Genomic DNA, 21,243 nt, shown 5'->3' with positions numbered 1-21,243 from the left:
AGTTAGAGCATGGCTCGGAACTGGCCGATGATCGAGCGCGAGAGCGAATTCGAGGCGATCCGTGCGGCGCTGACCGGTCCGGAGCACGTCGGCGTGGTGCTGACCGGCGACGCGGGGGTCGGTAAGACCACCCTGGCGCGGCATGCCACCTCCGCGATCGGCGGCAACGTCCGCTGGGTGGCGGGCACCGAGTCGGCGCGCAGTATTCCCCTGGGGGTTTTCGCGCACATGGTCGGCGTCTATACGGCGCACGATCCGGTCACCTTCATGTCGGCGGCGCGCGAGGCGTTGCTCGCCGACGGGGACACGGTGATCGGCGTGGACGACGCGCATCTGCTCGACCAGCTCTCCGCCACGCTGCTGCTGCAGCTGGCGATCGATAAAGCCGCGCACATCGTGGTGACCGTGCGCAGCGGAGTCCCGGTGCCGGACGCGGTCACCTCACTGTGGAAAGACGGCCACCTGACCCGGATCGACCTGCGTCCGTTCACCCAGCGCCAGAGTGTGGAGCTGGTGGAGTCCATGCTCGGTGGGCAGCTAGAGGGGTTCACCGCCAATCTGATGTGGGAGTCCTCCGCCGGGAACGCGCTTTTCCTGCGGCATCTGGTCGAGGGCGCATTGGAGGCGGGCACGCTGCGCCAGGTCAACGGCGTGTGGCAGCTGCGCGGGCGCGCGGCGGTGACCTCGGAGCTGGCCGCGCTCCTGGAGGATCGGGTCGAGCAGCTGCCCGAGCCGGTGCTGCGGGTGCTGGAACTGCTGACCTTCTGTGAGCCCATCGATCTCGATGTCCTGGCCGAATTGGCGGGCGAGGACGCGGTGGAAGCCGCCGAAACGCGCGGTGTGATCCGGGTCGTGGAGAATTCCCGGGATCTGATCGTGCGATACAACCACCCGTTGTTCGGTGAGGTGATCCGGCGCAGGCTGGGCATCGCCTCGGCGCGGCGGCTGCGCGGCAGGTTGTATTCGTCGCTGAAGGAGCGTCGGATAAATTCGGCCGCCGACCGCATCCGGCTGGCCGAATTGGCGCTCGACAGCGACAAATCCGCGGATCTGGAATTGTTCGAGGCGGCCGCGGCCGACGCGATCGGATTGGCGAATCTGCCGCTGGGCGAGCGTTTCGCCCGCGCCGCGGTGGAGCGGCGCGGCGGCGTGGAGGCCGCCGACCTGCTGGCGCGCGCGCTGCTGTGGCAGGGGCATCGGATCGAGGCCGAGCGCACCCTGGCCAGCTTCGATCCCGACCAGCTCGACGAGGTGCAGCTGGCGCGCTGGGGCAGCACCCGGGTGGCGAACCTGTTGTGGGCCATGGGTGACGCCGATCGCGCCGACGAGGTCTTGAAGCTGGTGCGCGGGAAGGTGCGGCATCCGAAGATCGCGGCCATCTTCACCGGTCTGGCCTCCGCGAGCCTGGTCAACGAGAACCGGGTCGATGACGCGATCGCCGAGGCGGAAGCGGTGATGTCCGCTGACGGCGCACCGCCGTGGGCGGTGTGGTGGGCGGCGTTCGGCGGCAGCCTGGCGTCGGCGTTGCTGGGCAAGAGCGCGGCGGCCAGGCAGTACGCGGCGCGCGGGCACGAGGTGGAAAGTCACATCGACGGGCTCAACCGCTTCATGTCCACGCACGCCGAGGTGCTCGCCCTGACCTTCGCCGGCGAGCTGGAGGCCGCCCGGCGCTGCGCCGGGGCATTCGTCGGCTACTCCTCGCCGGGCCAGTATCTGGCCTGGGGCATGTCGAAGATCTTGCAGGGCACGGTCGACGTGGCGCAGGGCCGGTTCCTGGACGGCATCGAGAATCTGGAACAGGCGCTGGCCGCACTGGCCGCGGAGGGCGCGGCCGCCTGGATGTTCCCCGCGAGAATCCGCTTGGCGGAAGCGTATTCGGCACTCGGCCGCGCCGCGGAGGCCGCCGAGTCGATCGCGCACGCCACCGCGCGGGGTGGCAGGCACAGCGCGGTGTACGAACCGCAGCTGGAAGTGGCCCGCGCCTGGCTGGCCGCCGCCGAAGGAACCGTGACCCCCGCCATCCGGATCGCGGTCGGCGCCGCCGACGCGGCCGCACGCTCACATCAGCACGCGATCGAGGCCATGGCACTGCACACCGCGGCCCGCTTCGGCGACCACTCCGTCTCGGGGCGACTGGCGGAGCTGGCCGACCGGGTGGAAGGGCGGCTGGTGCAGGCGCAAGCGCGGCACGCGGTGGCGCTCGTCGCCCACGACGGACCCGGGCTGGACGCGGCCGCAGCCGAATTCGAGCGCCTCGGGGTGCTGCTGTCGGCCGCCGACGCCGCGGCGCAGGCCGCGTCGGCACACGAGCGGAGCGGGGATCGGCGCCGCTTGCTGGAGTCCGCCGCCACGGCCAACCGGCTCGCCGCCGCCTGCGGCGGAGCGAGCACCCCGGCGCTGCGGCAGGCCGCGCAACCGCTGCCGTTGACCGCGCGGGAACGCGAGATCGCGAACCTCGTCGCCGCCGGCCTGTCCAACCGGCAGATCGCCGACCGGCTCACGGTCTCGGTGCGCACCGTGGAGGGACACCTCTACCGGGCCTGCATCAAGATGGACGTCACCGATCGCGAGTCGCTCGGAGCGCTGATGCGCGGCGAGACCGGGGGATGACCGTGCGTTCGGCCGCGGTGATCTGCGCGCTGGCAGCCGGAATGGTCCTGGCCGCCGGATGCTCGGACGGGCAGCCGCGACCGGTCACCAGTTCGGCGCGTCCCTCGGCGACCGTCTCGCCGAAGACGGAGACGCCCCAGGAGCGCAACGCCCGGATCCGGCAGAAGCTCATCGAACTCGGCTGCTCGACGAACGCCTGCATCCAGACCTACTTCGGCTGTCAGGACGGTTACATCACCGGGGACGCGTGTGAATTCTTCCGCGCGCACCCCTTGAGCTGAGCCGCGCACTACCGGCGGACTGCTCGGCGCTGGTACGGAATCAACCGGCGAAAGGGGGCGAGCAGCCCGGTATGCGGGTTGAGGCTGAGCCGGGGAACCCCCGAACACGGCGTCGGGACGTACTGCGGCGGTGGCGCGGGCTCGTTCCGGAGTAGCGCGTCGCCCTTGCCGTCGGCGATCACCAAGTGGCGACGCCATCGGACCGTTGGCGTATCCACACTCCAGGACCTGACCTGCACGGTCGGTGATGCTCAGAACAAGGTGGGCTCGCCGAATCCAGGGGTGCGCTCGATGGCCAGCAGGCGCTGCTTGGTGTCGATGCCCCCGGGGGCGGAGAAGCCGTGCAAGGCGTGGTCGGCGGCGAGTACGCGATGGCACGGGATGATCAGCGGGATCGGGTTGCGGCCCAGAGCCTGTCCGACCGCCTGGGCGGCGCCGGGTGCGCCCACTCGGTGGGCGACCGCGCCGTAGCTGAGGGTGTGGCCGGGATCGATGGCACGCGTGACGGTGTAGACGGCGCGGTGGAACTCCGGGATCCCGCTGGTGTCCACGGCGATCCAGCGCAGGTCGTCGAGTTCCCCCGCGAGATGGGCACGGATGCCCGCGATGGCCTCGGCGATGGCGTCGGTGGGTGGCTCCTCGGGGAGTTTCTCGCCCGCGCGAGCGCGCGTGATGCGCGCTCGGGTGGCCGCCGGGCTCGCCTCCGGGAGCTGGAATCGGATCACCCCTGCGCCGCTCCACGCGATTGCGCAGCAGCCGATCGCGGTGTCGAACAGCGTCGCCGCGACCGGGCCGGACAGTGCGGGAGAGCCGGAGACCACGGGATCCGTCACCGGACCGGTGGCCTCGATCGCCGGGCGATCGGCAGCGAGGCTCGTGGCGTCACTCATGAGCCAAGTCTGCACCGGTGGACCGACAAATTCGCAACGGCCAGTCCAGTTTCGCGAAACTGGACTTCGATGGGCGGAGGTGTGAGCCGGTGGCGCAAGGCTTCGCCGTGGTGGACCACCAGAGGTCACCTGGCCGGATTCGGGCGGCCGCCACACTGGCCTGGTTCGGGAGCCGTGGCTTTCCGGAACGGTTTTCCGTGCGTGTACGCGAGTGACTCCGACCTGGCTCCCTGGGTCTTCGCGCTGCCGTGCGAATCCGGGTCCGGCACGTCGCCACGGCTGTGGATCGCGACCAGATCCGAGTATCGCCGCTGGTGATCGTAGTACGACGGCGTCTGGTCGGACATCGGTGTGCCCGGGTGGAAGCGTTCGAGACGGAAGGCGCGCTCGTCGCGTCCGGGCGCGAAGCGGTGGATCAGGTAGCCGAACACGGCGACCAGGAGCAAGGTGGCGAGGGCGGTCATGTCTGCCAGCGTGCGCGTCACTGGCCTTGCCAAGAAATATCCAATCGGTCGATACTGGACCGCATGGCGACAAGAGTGATCGGCGCGGGCAGTCTGGCCCGCGATCTGGGCCATTGGCGGCACGCGCACGACGGTGATCCGGATTCGGCGGGGCGGCGCTCCGCCCGCCCGGCATACCTGGCGCTCGCCGAGGGCATCCGGCTGCTGATTCACGACGGTCGCGCACCGCTGGGCGTCGCCTTGCCCAGCGAGCGTGATCTCGCCGCCACCCTCGGAGTCAGCCGCACCACCATCACCTCCACCTACGCGCTGCTGCGCGAGCACGGCTACCTGATCAGCCGCCAGGGATCGCGCAGCACGGTGGCCCTGCCCCGCGACGTGCAGCACGACGGCGTCAAACCGGCCAGGAGCATCCTGGCGATGATGGGCTCGCCGGAGCTGCCCACCATCGACATGACCTATGCCGCCATGGCCGCCCCACTGGAGATGCAGGACGCGTATTCGGCGGCCCTGGAGGGAATTCCGGCCTACCTCGGCACGCACGGCATGGACCCGGTCGGCGTGCTGGCGCTGCGCGAGGCGATCGCCCGCCGCTACACCGCGCGCGGGCTGCCGACCGAGCCCGATCAGATCCTCGTCACCCTCGGCGCCCAGCACGGCCTGCGGCTGCTGCTGAACGTGCTCACGGCGCCCGCCGCTCGCGTGCTCATCGACCACCCGACCTATCCGAACGCCATCGAGGCGATTCGCGACGTCGGCGCCCGGCCGGTGCCGGTGCCGCTGCGCCCGGAGGACCCGGCGGGCGGCTGGGATCTGGACGGAATCCGCAGCGCCGCCCGGCAGACCGCGGCGAGCTTGGCCTACCTGGTGCCGGACTACAACAACCCGACCGGCCTGCTGCTCGACGCCGACGGCCGAGCCGAACTGGCCGCCATCGCGCGGGACACCAGGATGACCGTCGTGATCGACGAATCCATGGCGGATCTCGGGCTCGACGCGGACCGCACACCGCCGCCGGTCGCGGCCTTCGCCAAGGGCTCCGAGATCGTCACCATCGGCTCGGCCTCGAAATCGTTCTGGGGCGGTCTGCGCGTCGGCTGGATTCGGACCAATCAGGCGCTGATCACCAAGCTGCTCGGCATCCGCTCCACCGTCGACCTGGGCACCCCGGTGATGGACCAGCTGGCCACCGTGCACCTGCTCGAGCACGCCGAGACGATCCTCGACCGCCGCCGGGACCAGTTGCGTTCGCAGCGCGCCGCTCTGCTGGACACGCTCGCCGAAGAACTGCCGGACTGGCGCGTCACCGTCGGCGCGGGCGGCATGTCGGTGTGGGCGCAGCTGCCGACCTCGGTTTCCACGGCGCTGGCCGCCACGGCGCCCAACCACGGCGTATTGCTCGCGGCCGGGCCTCGATTCGGCGTGCAGGGCGCGTTCGAGCGGTTCCTCCGGCTGCCGTTCACCCACCGGGAGCCCGAATTGCGTTTGGCGGTCAAGGCCATCGCGTCCGCCTATGCGGCGCTTACCCCCCGCGCCGCGGATCCGTTGACGCCGTTGACCTGCTACTGAGGCGATCTCGCCGCCGCGCGGGGGCGTTGTGACGTTGGGGAGAGCCTCCGCCGGCGGCACTCCCCTCCGAGCGCCGCCGGGCACGAATGGCCGGTCACCCCTCGGGACTGGCCCACCTCGTGTTCGGGCGGCGGACGAAAGCTCGCACGGCGCCGAGGCCTCCACCTAGAGCGGCGGTCAAGGAGCGGACCGGACGATGTCCGGGTGCATCCGCGATTCTCGAAAGCCGCCTGCTCGCGGACAGTATGGCAGGCCCGGTGCGACACTGTCGAACCGGTTGGTCTGTTGCAACTTTCAATTATCGAGCGCGGCAAGGTATCGATCGAGTGGCGGGGTGCCGCGGCGGGTGCGCCACCCCGCAGGCGCTCAGTCGGCCCAGACCGACTCGATCGGGGTCGCGGTGGTGGGCGGCGGGGTCGGAATCCCGTTCGGAGTCCGGGAGAATCGCGGTGCGGGGGCGTGCTGGGTGATGTCCTCCAGCTTCAGCAACGAACCGCGAGCCGCGATGTGCTCGTTGCGCGTGGCCTCGTCGAACGTGAGCACCGGGGAGACGCACGCGTCGGTGCCGACGAAGATCTCGGCCCATTCGTCCCGCGTCTTGGTCCGGAAACGTTCGGCGAAAAGCTTTTTCAGGGTTTCCTGCCCGGCGGGGTCGAGCTGGAAGGGCAGGCCCTCGGGGTCGATCTCCAGTCCGGCGAGCAATTGCGCGTAGAACTGCGGTTCGATCGCGCCGACCGCCATGTACTTGCCGTCGGAGGTTTCGTAGGTGTCGTAGAACGCCATGCCGGTGTCGAGCAGGTTCACGCCGCGCTCGTCGGACCACGCGCCCGCGCCGCGCATGCCCCAGATCATGTGCGAAAGGGCAAGCGCGCCATCGACCATGGCCGCGTCGATCACCTGGCCTTTGCCGGACTGCTGCCGTTCGACCAGCGCGGCGAGGATGCCGAACACCAGGAACATCGAGCCGCCACCGAAATCGCCCACCATGTTCAGCGGCGGAACCGGGCGTTCGCCCTTGCGGCCGATGGCGTGCAGCACGCCGGTGATGGAGATGTAGTTGATGTCGTGGCCGGCGCGGTCGGCCAGCGGCCCTTCCTGGCCCCAGCCGGTCATCCGTCCGTAGACCAGTCGCGGGTTGCGGGCGAGCGCGTCGTCCGGACCGAGACCCATGCGCTCGGTGACACCGGGGCGGAAGCCTTCGATCAGCACGTCGGCCTTCTCGATCAGGCCCAGCACCTTCTCGATGTCGGCGGGGTCCTTGAGGTTGGCCTCGACGATGGTCCGGCCGCGCAGTTGGGGGCGGTCGAAACCACCCGGCAACTGGCCCGCGCGCTGCACCCGCACCACGTCGGCGCCCAGATCGGCGAGCAGCAGCGCGGCGTGCGGGCCAGGGCCGATGCCGGCCAACTCGATGACCTTGATGCCCGCGAGCGGGCCCTGCTCGGCGGTGGATGGAGTACTCACGCCCTACCTCGGTTCGTCGTTGATCCAGCGCACCGGTGGCCGGTGCGTCCTCCCGGACGGGACCGGGAGGGGTGTATTGACAGTATGACAATAACGCCGCGCCGTTACGGCTCGCCCGGGCCGGTGCCCGCCTCTAGGCTGCACGTGTGGAAGCGCTGTCTGATCAGGGGTGGTACAACCTTCTCGCCGGTCTCGCGATCCTGGTCGGCCTGGTCGGGATCGTGGTGCCGATCCTGCCCGGTGTCATCCTGATCTTCGCGGCCATCGCCGTCTGGGCTTTCCTGACCGGAGGCGCCACGGCCTGGACGGTTTTCGCGATCAGCGCGCTGCTACTGGTGATTTCCGGCGTCGTCAAATACACCTGGCCCGGCCGCAGGATGAAGGACGCGGGGGTGTCGAATCGGTCGCTCTTCCTCGGCGCGGTGCTCGGCGTCGTCGGCTTCTTCGTGATCCCGGTGATCGGCCTGTTCCTGGGGTTCGTTCTCGGCGTCTACCTTTCGGAATTCCAGCGGCTGCGCGCCAACCGGCAGGCGTGGCAGGCGACGGTGCACGCGTTGAAGGGCGTCGGCCTGTCCATGCTGATCGAACTCTTCGGCGCGTTGCTGGCCACCGGCGTCTGGCTCGCCGGTGTCTTCGCGGTCTGAGCGCTACCGATCGATGGCGGGAAACGGAATCGTGTCGCCCGCCTGGCTTTCCGGCAATTCGTCGCGGCGCAGCCGCAGCGTCGGCGGTTCCGGGCGGTACAGCGGCAGCGTGGGGGCCGGATCGTCGCGGACGACGCGCTCGCGGGCGGGCAGCCGGTAGAACGCGCGCGCGTTGTCCTCCAGGACCGCGTGCATGTCGGTGCCCACCACGTCACAGAGCAAATCGACATCCGAGTCCCGGAACGGGCGTCCGGCGCGGGTACCGGGCAGATCGGTGCCGAACATGAGGGCTTCGGGGTTCACCGCGTGGATGCGGCGCAGCGTGTCGGCGACGTTCATCGCGACCCGGCCGAAACCGGTCGCCTTGACCTTGGCTCCGCGGTCGACGAGGTCGAGCAGGAACGGCAACCCTTCCTCCGACATGCCCAGATGGTCGACCGACAGCGCGGGCAGCTTGGAGATGACCGGTTGCAGCGAGGCCAGCATCGTGCCGTCGATGTAGACCTCGACGTGCCAGCCTGCCAGGTCGTACGCGCGCAGCGCCTGCAACGTCATCCCGGTGATGTCGGTGGCCGCCCGCTTGAGGTTGAACCGCAGCGCGCGGACGCCGATGCGGTCGAGTTCGAGGATCTCCTCGTCGGTGGCGTCCAGGTCGAGGCGGGTGACGCCGACCCAGCCCTCACCGAGCTCGGCGAGCGCGGCCTTCAGGTAGCTCTGGTCCGTTCCCTGGAACGACCCGCTGACCACCGCGCCGCCGGCGACGTCGTACCGCGACATGCGCTTGCGGTAATCGGCGATGGTGAACGGGTCGGGCAGGTAGCCCTCGTTCTCGGCCAGCGGAAACCGCGGGTCGAAGATGTGCAGGTGGGCATCGAACACTTGTACAGAATGCCTCAGGGTCGAATTTTCCGCTGCCACAGCGGGGGTGTGGCGATGGCAGCGGAGTGTGGCGCTGCGGTGTGATCAGACCTTGTGCGGTTCGCTCGCGCGCAGCATGTCCTCGCGCTCGACGACCTTGACGCGCTCGCGGCCCTCGGGTTCGCCGAGGGAACGCTCGTGCGCGTCGAGGCGGTACCAGCCGGCCCAGGTGGTGAACGGAATGCCCTTGCTCTCCAGGAACTCGGTGACGGCCTCGGGCTCGGGCCGCTCGGCCGGGGTGAAGTTCGGAGCGTCGTCCAGCAGGCAGGCGATGGTCTCGTTGGCGTCGCCCTTGGTGTGGCCGATCAGGCCGACCGGGCCGCGCTTGATCCAGCCGGTGACGTACGTGGCGGGCAGGTAGCGCGCGGGGCCGTCGGCGTTCTCGTCGGCGAGCACGCGGCCCGCTTCGTTCGGCACGGTGCCCGCCTGGTCGTCGAACGGCAGGTTGGTCAGGTTCTGCGACAGGTAACCGACGGCGCGGTACACCGCCTGCACGTCCCAGTCCTTGAACACGCCGGTGCCCTTGACGTTGCCGGTGCCGTCGAGCTGGGTGCGCTCGGTGCGCAGGCCGACGACCTTGCCGTTCTCGCCCAGCACCTCGGCGGGAGACTCGAAGAAGTGCAGGAACAGCTTGTGCGGCCGGTCGCCGACGTCGCGGATGGCCCACTGCTCGAGGGTGTTGGCGACCATGTCGACCTGCTTGGAATGGCGCCGCGCGGCCTCGGAGCCCTCGTCGTAGTCGATGTCCTCGGGATCGACGATCACCTCGATGGTGGGCGAGTGGTCGAGTTCGCGCAGTTCCAGCGGGGTGAACTTGGCCTGCGCGGGGCCCCGACGGCCGAAGACGTGGACCTCGACCGCCTTGTTGGCCTTCAGGCCCTTGTAGACGTTCGGCGGGATCTCCGTCGGCAGCAGTTCGTCACCGGTCTTGGCAAGCACGCGCGCGACGTCGAGGGCGACGTTGCCCACGCCGAGCACGGCGACCTTCTCCGCGTCCAGCGGCCAGGTGCGGGGGACGTCGGGGTGGCCGTCGTACCAGGAGACGAAGTCGGCGGCGCCGAAGGAACCGTCCAGATCGATGCCGGGGATAGGCAGTGCGCGGTCGGCGTTGGCGCCGGTGGAGAAGATCACCGCGTCGTAGAACGCGCGCAGGTCGTCGAGGGTGATGTCGGTGCCGTAGTCGATGTTGCCGAGCAGGCGAACCTGCGGCTTGTCCAGCACCTTGTGCAGGGCGGTGATGATGCCCTTGATGCGCGGGTGGTCGGGCGCGACGCCGTAGCGGATCAGCCCGAACGGGGCGGGCATGCGCTCGAACAGGTCGATGCTCACCTCGGCGTCCGACTTCATCAACGCGTCGGCGGCGTAGATCCCGGCCGGTCCGGCGCCCACGATCGCGATGCGGAGCGGGCGGGCTGCACTCTGTTCGGTCATCTCTTTACGCGCACCTTTATGGTCGAAACAATTAAGGACGTCAGGCTTAGCTTAGGCTAAGTTGACGCACCGGCTCTCTCGCACCCGTCCGGTGCGGACGCCGGCGATGCCGGCTCGTAGCTGCACGGTGCTCCGTTCGCCGCGGCGAAGAGCTGCCGATTCGCTATGACAGCAGGCCGCCGTCCCGCGATTCTATCGGGATGGTCGATGCCGTCCCGCGTCGGTGCGTGGACTCGGCGAATGCCGTCGAAAGCCACAATCGTCGCTTACCCGCTCGGGTGCGGCCTATCGCGGCCGACGAGATCCGCATGCCGTCCGCCGCGGTTCCAGCCGGGGGCCGAGCGCTGGATACCCGCGCCGACCAGGGATCATCGAGTCATGACCGAACAGCAGCCGGAGGACGAGATCATCCGGGTCGATCAGACCGACAAGCGCTCGGTGGTCCCGTTCGTGGCGGCCGCGGTGGTGGCGGCCATCGTGTTGATCGCGATCGTGCTCGGCGGTGTGCTGTCGCCCGCTGAGAAAAATGTCACAGAGTCCGAGCGCATCGCGGCGGCCGTCCGCAACTTCGTCGACGGTTCGAACCGCAGCGACGTCGTGCCGCCGCCCGGCACCGCGTGCCAGGGTTTCGACGCGAGCCGCTCGCCGCTGGCCGGCCAGGACGGCACCGGAAAGCCGGTCGAGATCACGAAAATCGACAACGCCATGGTGGACGGCGACCGCGGGAAGGCGACGGTGACCACGACGGTGGGCGGCCGGGAGGCGACGTCGACCTGGAATCTCACCAGGTCCGGCGACAAGTGGCTGGTCTGCACCTGAGCCTTCGCGCCGTCCTGGCCGGCGTTTGACAGGGTGACCCGGGTCGGTGCAATCTCAGTCGAAGGTCATGAGAACCAGTGTCAAGCCCCGGCATTGCTGGTCGGCAACCCTCCTCCGCGGTGGGGTGCTCCGGGTGACGACCTGGCGGCGCCTCGGTCCCGGGCGCGGCAAGTGCGGATTCGCAGGAGGTGCACATGAGTTATGCCGGTGACATCACTCCGCAGCAGGCGTGGGAGCTGCTGCGGGACAATCCCGAAGCCGTCCTGGTGGACGTGCGGACGGAAGCGGAATGGAAGTTCGTCGGCGTCCCCGACACGAGCTCGATCGACCGGCCGACCGTGCTGATCGAATGGGTCGACTCCACCGGCGCGCGCAACGAGGCGTTCGTCGAGCAGTTGAAGCAGGCGCTCGACGGTCACGACCCCGACGCTCCCGTCGTCTTCCTCTGTCGCTCCGGTCAGCGTTCGGTTGGCGCGGCGATCACCGCCACCTCGGCGGGTTACCGCACCTCCTACAACGTGCTCGAGGGCTTCGAGGGTCCGCTCGACGAGTTCGGGCATCGCGGCGGCGCGGGCTGGCGTACCCTCGGACTGCCCTGGCGGCAGTCGTGATCACCGGTGGCGCGTTCGACAAGCCGCTGCCCGACGGCGTCGGTCCGGCGACGCTGGGCGTGCGCGGCGGGCTGCGGCGCTCCGGCTTCGAGGAGACCGCCGAGGCGCTCTATCTGACCTCCGGCTTCGTCTACGAGAGCGCCGAGGCCGCCGAGGCGGCGTTCACCGGCGAGGTCGAACACTTCGTCTACTCCCGCTACGGCAACCCGACGGTTGCCATGTTCGAGGAGCGGATGCGCCTGCTCGACGGCGCCGAGGCGTGCTTCGCCACCGCCAGCGGCATGTCCGCGGTGTTCACCGCGCTGGGCGCGTTGCTGGGCGCGGGCGACCGGCTCGTCGCCGCGCGCAGCCTGTTCGGTTCGTGCTTCGTGGTGTGCAACGAGATCCTGCCGCGCTGGGGCGTGGAGACCGTCTTCGTCGACGGCGAGGACCTCGACCAGTGGGAACAGGCGCTGTCGGTGCCCACCCAGGCGGTGTTCTTCGAGACGCCGGCCAATCCGATGCAGACCTTGGTCGACGTGCGCCGGGTGACCGAGCTGGCGCACGCGGCGGGCGCGAAAGTCGTGTTGGACAACGTGTTCGCCACTCCGCTGCTGCAACGCGGCTTCGAGCTCGGCGCCGATGTGGTGGTCTACTCGGGCACCAAGCACATCGACGGACAGGGCCGCGTGCTCGGCGGCGCGATCCTCGGCGCCGCGGACTACATCGACGGCCCGGTGAAAACACTGATGCGCCACACCGGTCCGGCACTGAGCCCGTTCAACGCGTGGACGCTGCTCAAGGGCCTGGAGACGATGCCGCTGCGGGTCCGCCATTCGACCGAGTCCGCCTTGCGCATCGCCCGCTTCCTGGAGAGCAACCCGGCCGTCAGCTGGGTGCGCTACCCGTTCCTGGAATCACATCCGCAGCACGCGCTGGCCACCGGCCAGATGAGCGGGGGCGGCACCGTGGTCACCTTCGAACTGAACGCGCCCGAAGACCAGGCGAAGAAGCGTGCGTTCGAAGTGCTCAACCGGTTGCGCATCATCGACATCTCCAACAACCTCGGTGACGCCAAGTCCCTGATCACGCATCCCGCCACCACGACACACCGCGCCATGGGCCCCGAAGGCCGGGCCACCATCGGCCTGACCGACGGCGTCGTGCGCATCTCGGTGGGCCTCGAAGACGTCGAAGACCTCCTCGGCGACCTCGATCACGCCCTGTCCTGACCGGACCGCCGCGCGATCGCTCAGCGGAGCGGCACGGTGACGCCGGGCGACGACGGGGCGCCGTGCAGGACCAAGTGGCTCGCCGCCTCGTCTTTCTTGTCGTTCTTCTTGTCGTTCTTGTTCTTGCCGGGCAGGTCGAAGGCCAACCGGATCGTGCCTGCGCGGCCGGGAGCGATTCGCGCGAAGTCGTCGCCGGGCGGGTCGAGTCCGGCGGTGCCCGCCGGGTCGGGCGGGATGGAGCGTCCGCTGGTGGTGACCAATCGTTGATCGGCGAGGACCAGCGTTTGTTCGCGGTCGGACACGTTGGTGACGGTCAGCGTCACGATCGTGCGGGAACCCGGTGCGGTAGCCGCGTCGGAGACCACACCGGTCACCCGGAAAGCGAAGTTTCCGTCGCGCACGGCAGGGCCCGGGTCGGCGGGCGGCCCGCCGGCCGAGGGCACTACCGGATCCGACGACGTGGTGGCTTCGCCCGTCGTCGGACCGGCCATGGGTGCGGGCCCGATGTCGATGCCGCCTGCCAGCAGCCACAGCACCGCCACGGCGACGAGCGCCGCCCCGGCGGCAACGGGTACCCATCGGCGCTTCCGCCGACGATCGCGAGGCTCGGCTGACGCGGGTGACCAGGACCCGGGCGTCGGTGGTGCCGAGGTGGCGGCGGGCATGATCCGGGTAGGCGAGCGGCTGTCCGGTGCCGTGGAACGCACGACCGGCGCGCTCGGTCGCGCGGACGCGGACCGGTTCAGGGCTGCCGACGCCGCCGCGGCGAATTCACCCGCGCTGTCGTAGCGTGCGCCCGGCTCTTTCGCCATCCCCCGGGCGATGACGTCGTCGAGCGCGGCCGGTACGCCGCTGACGGCCGGGGAGACGCGCGGCGGTTCGGTCATCAGGTGTGCGCGCATCTGCTGCGCGGGATCGCCCGCACCATAGGGCGGTTGTCCGGTGAGGGTTTCGTAGAGCACGCAGGCCAGCGAGTAGACATCGGACCGCGCATCGACCGTGCCGGTGAATCGTTCCGGCGCCATGTACCCCAGCGTGCCCACCACCAGTCCGGTCGCGGTGAGCGCGGTGCCGTCGGCGGCACGGGCGATGCCGAAGTCGATCAGATACACGAAACCGCTGGGGTGCAGAAGTATGTTGCCCGGTTTCACATCGCGGTGCACGAGTCCGGCCGCATGCGCGGAATCCAGCGCCTCCGCGGCCTGGGCGATGACGTCGACGGCCCGATCCGGCGGCAGTGGCCCGGACTTCAGTCGGGTGCCGAGGTCGGTGCCCTCGATGTAGGCCATCTCCAAGAACAGATGGCCGTCCACCTCGCCGAACGCATGAATCGGCACGATGTGCGGGTTGCGCGCCCGGGCGCCCAACCGAGCCTCCCGCTCGAACCGTCGCCGATAGAGCGCATCGGCGCTGAACGCCGCGGACAGCACCTTCAGGGCGACGGCACGGCCGTCACGGTCGTGTGCCAACCACACCTCACCCATGCCGCCACGTCCCAGCAAGCGTTGGAGGTCATAGCTCCCGAACGTGCCACCGGCGCTGTGCGCGGACATGTCTCGACCGTATCGCCTGGGTCGTGACGCGGGTGTGGGCGGGCGGCCGTCGCTCACCGGAGGTCGGCGGTGCCGCCGGGTGCCGGCCGAGCGTCAGGCATCGGGGGTGCGTTCGATGTCGGCGAGATGGGCGATGTTGGCCTGGTCGTCGGGGGACGAACTCGGGTCGGTGGTGAACCAGGCGTCGAGGATCTCCCGGAGTTCGGCGCTGGAGGTCGACCGCAGGCTCAGCGCGAGGACGTTCGCGTCGTTCCAGGTGCGGGCGCCCGCCGCGGTCGAGGCGTCGGCGCAGAGTGCGGCGCGGACGCCGGCGACCTTGTTGGCCGCGATCGAGGCGCCCGTTCCGGTCCAGCAGCAGACGACGGCCTGGTCGGCGTGTCCGGACGCGACGTCGCGGGCCGCCGCCTCGCTGGCCCACGCCCAGTCGTCGCGCTCCTCGGTGGACAGCGCCCCGTGCAGCACGAGGTCGTGGCCGCGCTTGCCCAGTTCATCGACCAGTTCCGCGGCTATTCCCACCCGCTCGTCCGCCGCCACCGAAATCCGCATGCCCTCAGCGTAGTTGCCGGTCCGGCGAGTCGGCCCGACCGCGAGTTCATTGACAGTATGCTGTCAAATATGACAGCATACTGTCATGGCAATGAAGACAGTGCACATGGCCGTTTACGACACGCTCGCCGATTGGGAGGTGGGCGCGGCCACCGCGCACATCAACAAGCCCAGCTGGCATCGGGAGCCGGGAACGTGGCGGGTGCGGACGGTCGGCCCGACCGCGGAGCCGATCACCACGATGGGTGGCCTGCGCATCGTGCCGGACGTCGCGCTCGCCGACCTCACGCCCGCGGACAGCGCGATGCTGATCCTGCCGGGCGCGGAGACCTGGGAGGGGCCGGAACTGGATCCGTTCACGCGCAAGGCGCGCGAATTCGTCGGCGCGGGCGTTCCGGTCGCCGCGATCTGCGGCGCGACCTTCGGGCTGGCCAAGGCGGGTCTGCTGGATACTCGCAAGCACACGAGCAACGTCGCGGAATTCCTCGCCTACAGCGGATATTCGGGTGCGGACCATTACGTCGAGGCCCCTGCCGTCACCGACGGCGACGTGATCACCGCCAGTGCGAGCGCGCCGTTCGAATTCGCGCGTGAGGTGCTCGGCAGGCTCGGCGTGTACGAGCCGCACGTGCTGGACGGCTGGTACCGATTGTTCGCGCACGCCGATCCGGCCGGCTGGGCGGTGCTCGCGGAGTACGACGCGCAGCACGCGTAAGCGATAATCGCCGGTGATCCGGCCGGATCACCGGCAGCGGGAGGCGGACGCATGACCCCTGAACAGGAACTGTTCGCCGCGGCGGCGATCACCTCGTTCCGTTTGAACGGTCAGTTCCTCGCGGTGGCCGAGGAACTGGCGCGCCCGGCGGGCCTGACCGCCGCTTGGTGGCAGGTGCTGGGTGCGGTGACGCGCGCGCCGCTGCCCGTCGCGGGCATCGCCCGCGAGATGGGCATCACCCGCCAGAGCGTCCAGCGCATCGCGGATCTGCTGGTGGACAAGGGGCTCGCCGAATACCGTCCCAATCCCGCCCACCGGCGCGCGAAACTCGTCGCGATTACCGACGCGGGCCTAGCCGCGGTACGCCGCATCAATCCACAACACGAGGTGCTGGCCGAACGGCTCGTGGACGAGCTCGGCCGGGAGCACCTCGCGCGCGCGGTCGAGGCGCTCACCGCGCTGTCCGCCGCGGTCGATGCGATCACCACGGACGGCGACTAGCCGCGGCAACGGCGAATCGCGTGCAGCGGCAGCGCACATCGCCGGTTCGTGTGGCGCAGCAGGTGGGGGCACGGAAGGCCGTTCGAGCCCGGCTCGCCGTCCGCTCGACAAGGGTTGCCGCGGATTGGCGTCTGTCCGGCTGCGTTGGGCGACTTCCGAGGGGTGTAGTAGGTAACCAGGCGGCGAACTGGCGGATCTCGTCGCGAGCAGTGGTTGGCGGCGTGCGTTTCTCTCGTCGATAGCCGTGTCAGCCGGACGATCCGCTCATGCGGTGAACGGGGACCTGGTCTTCCCGATCAGGTCGGCGACGGAGTCCACCACCATGGTGGGGCGGTAGGGGTAGGCCTCGAACGACGCGCGGGTCGAGATGCCCGAGGTGACCAAGATGGTGCGCATGCCCGCTTCCAAGCCCGAGATGACATCGGTGTCCATCCGGTCGCCGATCATCACCGTCGACTGGGAATGCGCGCCGATGCGGCGCAGCGCGGAGCGCATCATCAGCGGGTTCGGCTTGCCGACGTAGTACGGGTCGCGTCCGGTGGCACGGGTGATCAGCGCGGCCACCGAGCCGGTCGCGGGCAGCGAACCCTCGCGGGACGGCCCGGTCGGGTCCGGGTTGGTCGCGATGAAACGGGCGCCGCGCTCCACCAGCCGGATCGCGGTGGTGATCGCTTCGAAGGAGTACGTGCGGGTCTCGCCGAGGACGACGTAGTCCGGATCGCTGTCGGTCAGCACGTAGCCGATCTCGTGCAGCGCGGTGGTGAGCCCGGATTCGCCCACCACGTAGGCGGTGCCGTTCGGACGCTGTTCGTTGAGGAAGGTGGCGGTGGCCAGGGCCGAGGTCCAGATCGCTTCTTCCGGGATGTCGAGCCCGGTGTGCCGCAGTCGTGCCTGCAGGTCACGCGGGGTTCGGATCGAGTTGTTCGTCAGCACCAGGAACGGCGTCTCGTTGGCGCGCAGTTCGGCGAGGAACTTGTCGGCGCCCGGGATGAGGTGGTCCTCGTGCACCAGCACGCCGTCCATATCGGTCAGGTAGGACAGGATCGGCTCGTCGTCTGCGGTCACGCGGGCCATTATCCGCTATCGCCGCGCCACGGAAACGCCGCCGACCGGTCGCGGCATCCGGCGCAGAAACATTTCGCCCCCGGCGCGGCGTTCTCTCGCTGGGAAGATCATCCGCGTCATGCCGTCGGCGCGGAGGCGGCAGGGTTGACTACTGTCGAGGACGGATCGCGATGGCGGCGAAACAAAACGCGAGGAGCGTGGCAGATGAGCGGACTCAAGCTCGGATACAAGGCATCGGCGGAGCAGTTCGGCCCCCGTGAACTCGTCGAGATCGCGGTGCTGGCCGAAGAACACGGCTTGGACAGCGCCACCGTGAGCGACCATTTCCAGCCCTGGCGGCACAAGGGCGGGCACGCGCCCTTCTCGCTGGCCTGGATGGCCGCGGTGGGCGAGCGAACCCAGCGCATCCAGCTCGGCACCTCGGTGCTCACCCCGACATTCCGCTACAACCCCGCGGTGATCGCGCAGGCGTTCGCCACCATGGGCTGCCTGTACCCGGATCGCGTCATGCTCGGTGTCGGCACCGGTGAGGCGCTCAACGAGATCGCCACCGGATACACCGGCGAGTGGCCGGAATTCAAGGAGCGTTTCGCGCGCCTGCGGGAATCGGTCGACCTGATGCGCGCCCTGTGGACCGGCGACCGCGTCGACTACGACGGCGAGTACTACAAGACCGTCGGCGCCTCCATCTACGACGTGCCCAAGGGCGGCATCCCGATCTACATCGCCGCGGGCGGCCCGCTGGTCGCGCGGTACGCCGGACGCGCGGGCGACGGCTTCATCTGCACCTCGGGCAAGGGCATGGACCTCTACACCGAGAAGTTGCTGCCCGCCGTCGCCGAGGGCGCGGCGAAGGCCGGGCGCAGCGTCGACACCATCGACCGGATGATCGAGATCAAGCTGTCCTACGACACCGATCCGGAGCTGGCCAGGGAGAACACCCGGTTCTGGGCGCCGCTCTCGCTCACCGCGGAGCAGAAGCACAGCATCACCGACCCGATCGAGATGGAGGCCGCCGCCGACGCGCTGCCCATCGAACAGATCGCCAAGCGCTGGATCGTCGCGGGCGACCCCGACCAGGCGGTCGAGCAGATCAAGCCCTACCTCGACGCCGGTCTCAACCACCTCGTGTTCCACGCCCCCGGCCACGACCAGCGCCGTTTCCTCGACCTCTTCCAGCGCGACCTCGCCCCCCGCCTCCGCGCCCTGGCCTGACCTTCACGAGTGGCACACCACGACGAGGTCTTCTCGGCCGATGCCGCAGTGGTGTGCCACTCGTGCGGCTATGCCCGGCGGAGGGCGAAGATGCGGAGGTCGCGGGTGGTGCGGGTGCGGTAGGCGGCGTAGGCGCCGGTGATGTCGACGAAGCGTTGGAAGATGGCGTCTTTGTCGGGGTCTTGGATGGGGGTGGCGGTCACCTGGATGCGTTCGCCCGCGATCGCCACCGTCGCGGTGGGGTTCGCCAGGAGGTTGGCGGTCCAGGCGGGGTGGTGCGCCTGGCCGAAATTGCTGCCGATCACGTAGAGGGTGTCGCCGTCGTGCACGTACAGCAGCGGCTGGGTGCGCGGTCGGCCGGATTTGCGGCCGATGGTGGTGAGCAGGACGACCGGCGCGCCGATCGGGCCGAGCACGGTGTACTTGGCGCCGGTGCGCTCCAGTACCGCGCGGTCCAGCGGGGTGAGGGCGCGGACGAGCCGGGAGCCGGGCTTGGTCGCGGCGAATCTGCTTGCCGCGCGGGCGAACAGATTGGTGCGCGAACCCCACTGCCGATCCGGAAAATGCTCAGCCATGCCCGGACTATAGCGGCGCGGGGAACCGGGGTGACGACCGTCGCGCGGAGCGGCCCGGTTGCCGCTGGTTCACTAAGCTCTCGGGCATGGCCGACAACGCTCTATCCGCCGTGTACATCGCCTCTCCCGAGGGCGACACCGGCAAGTCGACGGTGGCTCTCGGGGTATTGCAGATGCTGTGCGCGACGACCGCGCGGGTCGGGGTGTTCCGGCCGATCACGCGCTCGACCACCGAGCCCGACTACATCCTCGAACTGCTGCTCGAGCACAGCACGGCCGACATCGACTACGCGCAGGCCATCGGCACCACCTACGAGCAGGTGCACGCCGACCCGGACGCGGCCATCAGCGAGATAGTCCTGCGCTTCCACGAGGTCGCCAAGCTGTGTGACGCGGTGGTCGTGGTCGGCAGCGACTACACCGACGTGGCCAGCCCCAGCGAGCTGCGCTTCAACGCCAGGATCGCGGTCAACCTGGGCGCACCGGTGCTGCTGGTGGTCCGCGGCGCGGGACGCACCCCGGAGGAGGTGGAGCAGCTGACCGAGCTGTGCGCGGCCGAGCTGGCCCACGAGCACGCGCAGCTGGTCGCCATCGTCGCCAATCGGTGCGATCCGCGGCGGCTGGACGAGGTCGCGGCGGCGCTGCGCGGCTTCGAGGTCCCCTCCTGGACGCTGCCCGAGGTGCCACTGCTGATCGCGCCCACCATGGCCGAGCTGTGCGCCGCCATCGGCGGCGAAATGTACAGCGGCGACCCGGAATTGCTGCACCGCGAGGCGTTGCGGATCATGGTCGGCGGCATGACGGCCGAGCACATCCTGGAACGGCTGGAAGAGGGCGTCGTGGTGATCGCGCCGGGCGATCGGTCGGACGTGCTGCTCAGCGTCGTCAATGCGCACGAGGCGGAGGGCTTTCCGTCGCTGTCGGGCATCATCATGAACGGCGGCCTGCTGCCGCACCCCGCGGTGGCCCGGCTGATGACCGGCTTGAAGCCGAAGCTGCCGATCCTCACCACCGAGCTCGGCACCTACGACACCGCGGGCGCCGCTTACCGCACCCGCGGCCGCATGTCCGCGGGCAACCCGCGCAAGGTGGACACCGCCTTGGCGCTGATGGAAGAACACGTGGACGCCGTCGAGTTGTTGCGGCGCATCGACGTTCCGCCCAGCCCGGTGGTCACGCCGCAGATGTTCGAATATCAGCTCATCGAACGCGCGCGAGCCGATCGCAAGCGGATCGTGCTGCCGGAAGGCGACGACGACCGCATCTTGCGCGCGGCGGGACGGGTGCTACAGCGCAAGATCGCCGACCTGGTCATCCTGGGCGACGAGACGACGGTGCGAGCCAGGGCCGCCGAACTCGGGGTGGACGTCTCCGCCGCGCAGGTGCTCGACCCACGCACCTCCGGCTACCTGGACGAGTTCGCCGCCGAGTACGCCGAGCTGCGCAAACACAAGGGCATGACGCTGGAGCGGGCCCGCGAGACCGTCGCGGACATCTCGTATTTCGGCACCATGATGGTGTACAAGGGGATCGCCGACGGCATGGTCTCCGGCGCGGCGCACACCACGGCGCACACCATCCGGCCGTCGCTGGAGATCATCAAGACGGTGGAAGGGGTGTCCACGGTCTCCAGCGTGTTCCTGATGTGCTTGGCCGACCGGGTGCTCGCGTACGGCGACTGCGCGGTCGTGCCGGATCCGACGGCGCAACAGCTGGCCGATATCGCGATCTCCTCGGCGGCGACCGCCGGCCGCTTCGGCATCGAGCCCCGCGTGGCGATGCTGTCGTATTCGACCGGTGAATCGGGCAGCGGGGCCGACGTGGACAAAGTGCGGGTGGCGACCAAGCTGGCGCGGGAACGCGCGCCGGAATTGCCGGTGGAGGGGCCGATCCAATACGACGCCGCGATCGAACCGACCGTCGCCGACGCCAAGCTGCCCGATTCCGAGGTGGCGGGCCGCGCGACGGTGTTCGTGTTTCCCGATCTCAATACCGGCAACAACACCTATAAGGCGGTGCAGCGCAGCGCGGGCGCGATCGCGATCGGCCCGGTGCTGCAGGGCCTGCGCAAGCCGGTCAACGACCTGTCGCGGGGTGCGCTGGTGGCCGACATCGTCAACACCGTGGCGATCACCGCCATCCAGGCGCAGGAGAGCTGATG

20 protein-coding genes and 1 riboswitch are annotated in these 21,243 nt (G+C 69.6%); of the genes, 11 read left to right on the top strand and 9 right to left on the bottom strand.

Going from position 1 to position 21,243, the window contains the following annotated elements:
- The first annotated feature begins 9 nt into the window (after positions 1 to 9).
- Entirely contained in the window at positions 10 to 2,610 is a 2,601-nt protein-coding gene (locus tag ABZ552_RS00560; protein WP_281876111.1) for a LuxR family transcriptional regulator, read from the top strand.
- Positions 2,607 to 2,891, top strand: a complete 285-nt coding sequence (locus tag ABZ552_RS00555; protein ID WP_281876110.1) for a hypothetical protein — start codon at positions 2,607 to 2,609, stop codon at positions 2,889 to 2,891. Before ABZ552_RS00560 ends, ABZ552_RS00555 begins: the two co-directional genes overlap by 4 nt.
- Positions 2,892 to 3,142: 251 nt before the next feature.
- Here ABZ552_RS00555 and ABZ552_RS00550 read toward each other — a convergent pair whose 3' ends face one another.
- Positions 3,143 to 3,781, bottom strand: coding sequence for a methylated-DNA--[protein]-cysteine S-methyltransferase (locus tag ABZ552_RS00550; protein WP_281876109.1), 639 nt, complete (start codon positions 3,779 to 3,781; stop codon positions 3,143 to 3,145).
- A gap of 125 nt (positions 3,782 to 3,906) precedes the next feature.
- Positions 3,907 to 4,245, bottom strand: a complete 339-nt coding sequence (locus tag ABZ552_RS00545; protein WP_357435055.1) for a hypothetical protein — start codon at positions 4,243 to 4,245, stop codon at positions 3,907 to 3,909.
- Between the two features lie 63 nt (positions 4,246 to 4,308).
- On the opposite strand from ABZ552_RS00545, the gene ABZ552_RS00540 reads away from it, so the two are divergent.
- A complete protein-coding gene (locus ABZ552_RS00540) occupies positions 4,309 to 5,814 on the top strand; it encodes a PLP-dependent aminotransferase family protein (protein ID WP_281916377.1) in 1,506 nt (501 codons plus the stop codon).
- A 366-nt stretch (positions 5,815 to 6,180) separates the two neighbouring features.
- Here ABZ552_RS00540 and ABZ552_RS00535 read toward each other — a convergent pair whose 3' ends face one another.
- On the bottom strand, positions 6,181 to 7,278 hold the full coding sequence (locus tag ABZ552_RS00535) for a CaiB/BaiF CoA-transferase family protein (RefSeq protein ID WP_281876105.1): 1,098 nt from the start codon (positions 7,276 to 7,278) through the stop codon (positions 6,181 to 6,183).
- Between the two features lie 146 nt (positions 7,279 to 7,424).
- Here ABZ552_RS00535 and ABZ552_RS00530 point away from each other — a divergent pair, with 146 nt between their 5' ends.
- The gene (locus ABZ552_RS00530; protein WP_281876104.1) at positions 7,425 to 7,922 is read left to right on the top strand and encodes a DUF456 domain-containing protein; all 498 of its coding nucleotides are present in this window, start codon (positions 7,425 to 7,427) and stop codon (positions 7,920 to 7,922) included.
- Between the two features lie 3 nt (positions 7,923 to 7,925).
- On the opposite strand, the gene ABZ552_RS00525 is transcribed toward ABZ552_RS00530, so the two are convergent.
- Both ABZ552_RS00525 and ABZ552_RS00520 read right to left on the bottom strand, forming a co-directional pair.
- Positions 7,926 to 8,801, bottom strand: a complete 876-nt coding sequence (locus tag ABZ552_RS00525; protein WP_281876103.1) for an amidohydrolase family protein — start codon at positions 8,799 to 8,801, stop codon at positions 7,926 to 7,928.
- A gap of 84 nt (positions 8,802 to 8,885) precedes the next feature.
- Positions 8,886 to 10,271: an FAD-dependent oxidoreductase gene (locus tag ABZ552_RS00520; protein ID WP_281876102.1), complete on the bottom strand. Its 1,386-nt coding sequence runs from the start codon at positions 10,269 to 10,271 to the stop codon at positions 8,886 to 8,888.
- A gap of 378 nt (positions 10,272 to 10,649) precedes the next feature.
- Here ABZ552_RS00520 and ABZ552_RS00515 point away from each other — a divergent pair, with 378 nt between their 5' ends.
- The 3 genes from ABZ552_RS00515 (at position 10,650) to ABZ552_RS00505 (ending at position 12,912) form a co-directional block, all read left to right on the top strand.
- On the top strand, positions 10,650 to 11,090 hold the full coding sequence (locus ABZ552_RS00515; protein ID WP_281916378.1) for a hypothetical protein: 441 nt from the start codon (positions 10,650 to 10,652) through the stop codon (positions 11,088 to 11,090).
- 63 nt (positions 11,091 to 11,153) lie between these two features.
- Positions 11,154 to 11,270: riboswitch (SAM riboswitch) on the top strand.
- A gap of 14 nt (positions 11,271 to 11,284) precedes the next feature.
- Positions 11,285 to 11,701 carry a rhodanese-like domain-containing protein gene (locus tag ABZ552_RS00510; protein ID WP_357435052.1) on the top strand — a complete coding sequence of 139 codons (417 nt, stop codon included), beginning with the start codon at positions 11,285 to 11,287 and terminating at the stop codon, positions 11,699 to 11,701.
- Entirely contained in the window at positions 11,698 to 12,912 is a 1,215-nt protein-coding gene (locus tag ABZ552_RS00505; RefSeq protein WP_357435050.1) for an O-succinylhomoserine sulfhydrylase, read from the top strand. The genes ABZ552_RS00510 and ABZ552_RS00505 overlap by 4 nt, the downstream gene beginning before the upstream one ends.
- Before the next feature lie 20 nt (positions 12,913 to 12,932).
- On the opposite strand, the gene ABZ552_RS00500 is transcribed toward ABZ552_RS00505, so the two are convergent.
- Both ABZ552_RS00500 and ABZ552_RS00495 read right to left on the bottom strand, forming a co-directional pair.
- A complete protein-coding gene (locus ABZ552_RS00500) occupies positions 12,933 to 14,465 on the bottom strand; it encodes a protein kinase (RefSeq protein ID WP_357435048.1) in 1,533 nt (510 codons plus the stop codon).
- Between the two features lie 93 nt (positions 14,466 to 14,558).
- Entirely contained in the window at positions 14,559 to 15,011 is a 453-nt protein-coding gene (locus tag ABZ552_RS00495) for an RpiB/LacA/LacB family sugar-phosphate isomerase (protein WP_357435046.1), read from the bottom strand.
- A gap of 91 nt (positions 15,012 to 15,102) precedes the next feature.
- Between ABZ552_RS00495 and ABZ552_RS00490 the strand changes: the two genes are divergently transcribed.
- Together ABZ552_RS00490 and ABZ552_RS00485 are read left to right on the top strand one after the other, a co-directional pair.
- On the top strand, positions 15,103 to 15,726 hold the full coding sequence (locus tag ABZ552_RS00490; RefSeq protein ID WP_281881188.1) for a type 1 glutamine amidotransferase family protein: 624 nt from the start codon (positions 15,103 to 15,105) through the stop codon (positions 15,724 to 15,726).
- Positions 15,727 to 15,777: 51 nt separating this feature from the next.
- Positions 15,778 to 16,227, top strand: coding sequence for a MarR family transcriptional regulator (locus tag ABZ552_RS00485; RefSeq protein WP_357435044.1), 450 nt, complete (start codon positions 15,778 to 15,780; stop codon positions 16,225 to 16,227).
- A gap of 264 nt (positions 16,228 to 16,491) precedes the next feature.
- On the opposite strand, the gene ABZ552_RS00480 is transcribed toward ABZ552_RS00485, so the two are convergent.
- Positions 16,492 to 17,292, bottom strand: coding sequence for an HAD-IIA family hydrolase (locus ABZ552_RS00480; RefSeq protein ID WP_357435043.1), 801 nt, complete (start codon positions 17,290 to 17,292; stop codon positions 16,492 to 16,494).
- Positions 17,293 to 17,496: 204 nt separating this feature from the next.
- Between ABZ552_RS00480 and fgd the strand changes: the two genes are divergently transcribed.
- Positions 17,497 to 18,507, top strand: coding sequence for a glucose-6-phosphate dehydrogenase (coenzyme-F420) (gene fgd / locus ABZ552_RS00475; protein ID WP_281876095.1), 1,011 nt, complete (start codon positions 17,497 to 17,499; stop codon positions 18,505 to 18,507).
- 68 nt (positions 18,508 to 18,575) lie between these two features.
- Here the strand turns inward: fgd and ABZ552_RS00470 are convergent, their stop codons facing one another.
- Positions 18,576 to 19,082, bottom strand: a complete 507-nt coding sequence (locus tag ABZ552_RS00470; protein WP_281876093.1) for a nitroreductase/quinone reductase family protein — start codon at positions 19,080 to 19,082, stop codon at positions 18,576 to 18,578.
- 86 nt (positions 19,083 to 19,168) lie between these two features.
- Here ABZ552_RS00470 and pta point away from each other — a divergent pair, with 86 nt between their 5' ends.
- Positions 19,169 to 21,241: a phosphate acetyltransferase gene (gene pta / locus ABZ552_RS00465; protein ID WP_357435041.1), complete on the top strand. Its 2,073-nt coding sequence runs from the start codon at positions 19,169 to 19,171 to the stop codon at positions 21,239 to 21,241.
- Positions 21,242 to 21,243: the final 2 nt, after the last annotated feature.

The organism is Nocardia sp. NPDC019219, assembly GCF_040632645.1.
Lineage (GTDB): Bacteria > Actinomycetota > Actinomycetes > Mycobacteriales > Mycobacteriaceae > Nocardia > Nocardia sputorum.
Note: the sequence above shows the minus strand (reverse complement) of the source record. Positions and strands in the feature narration are given on the sequence as shown.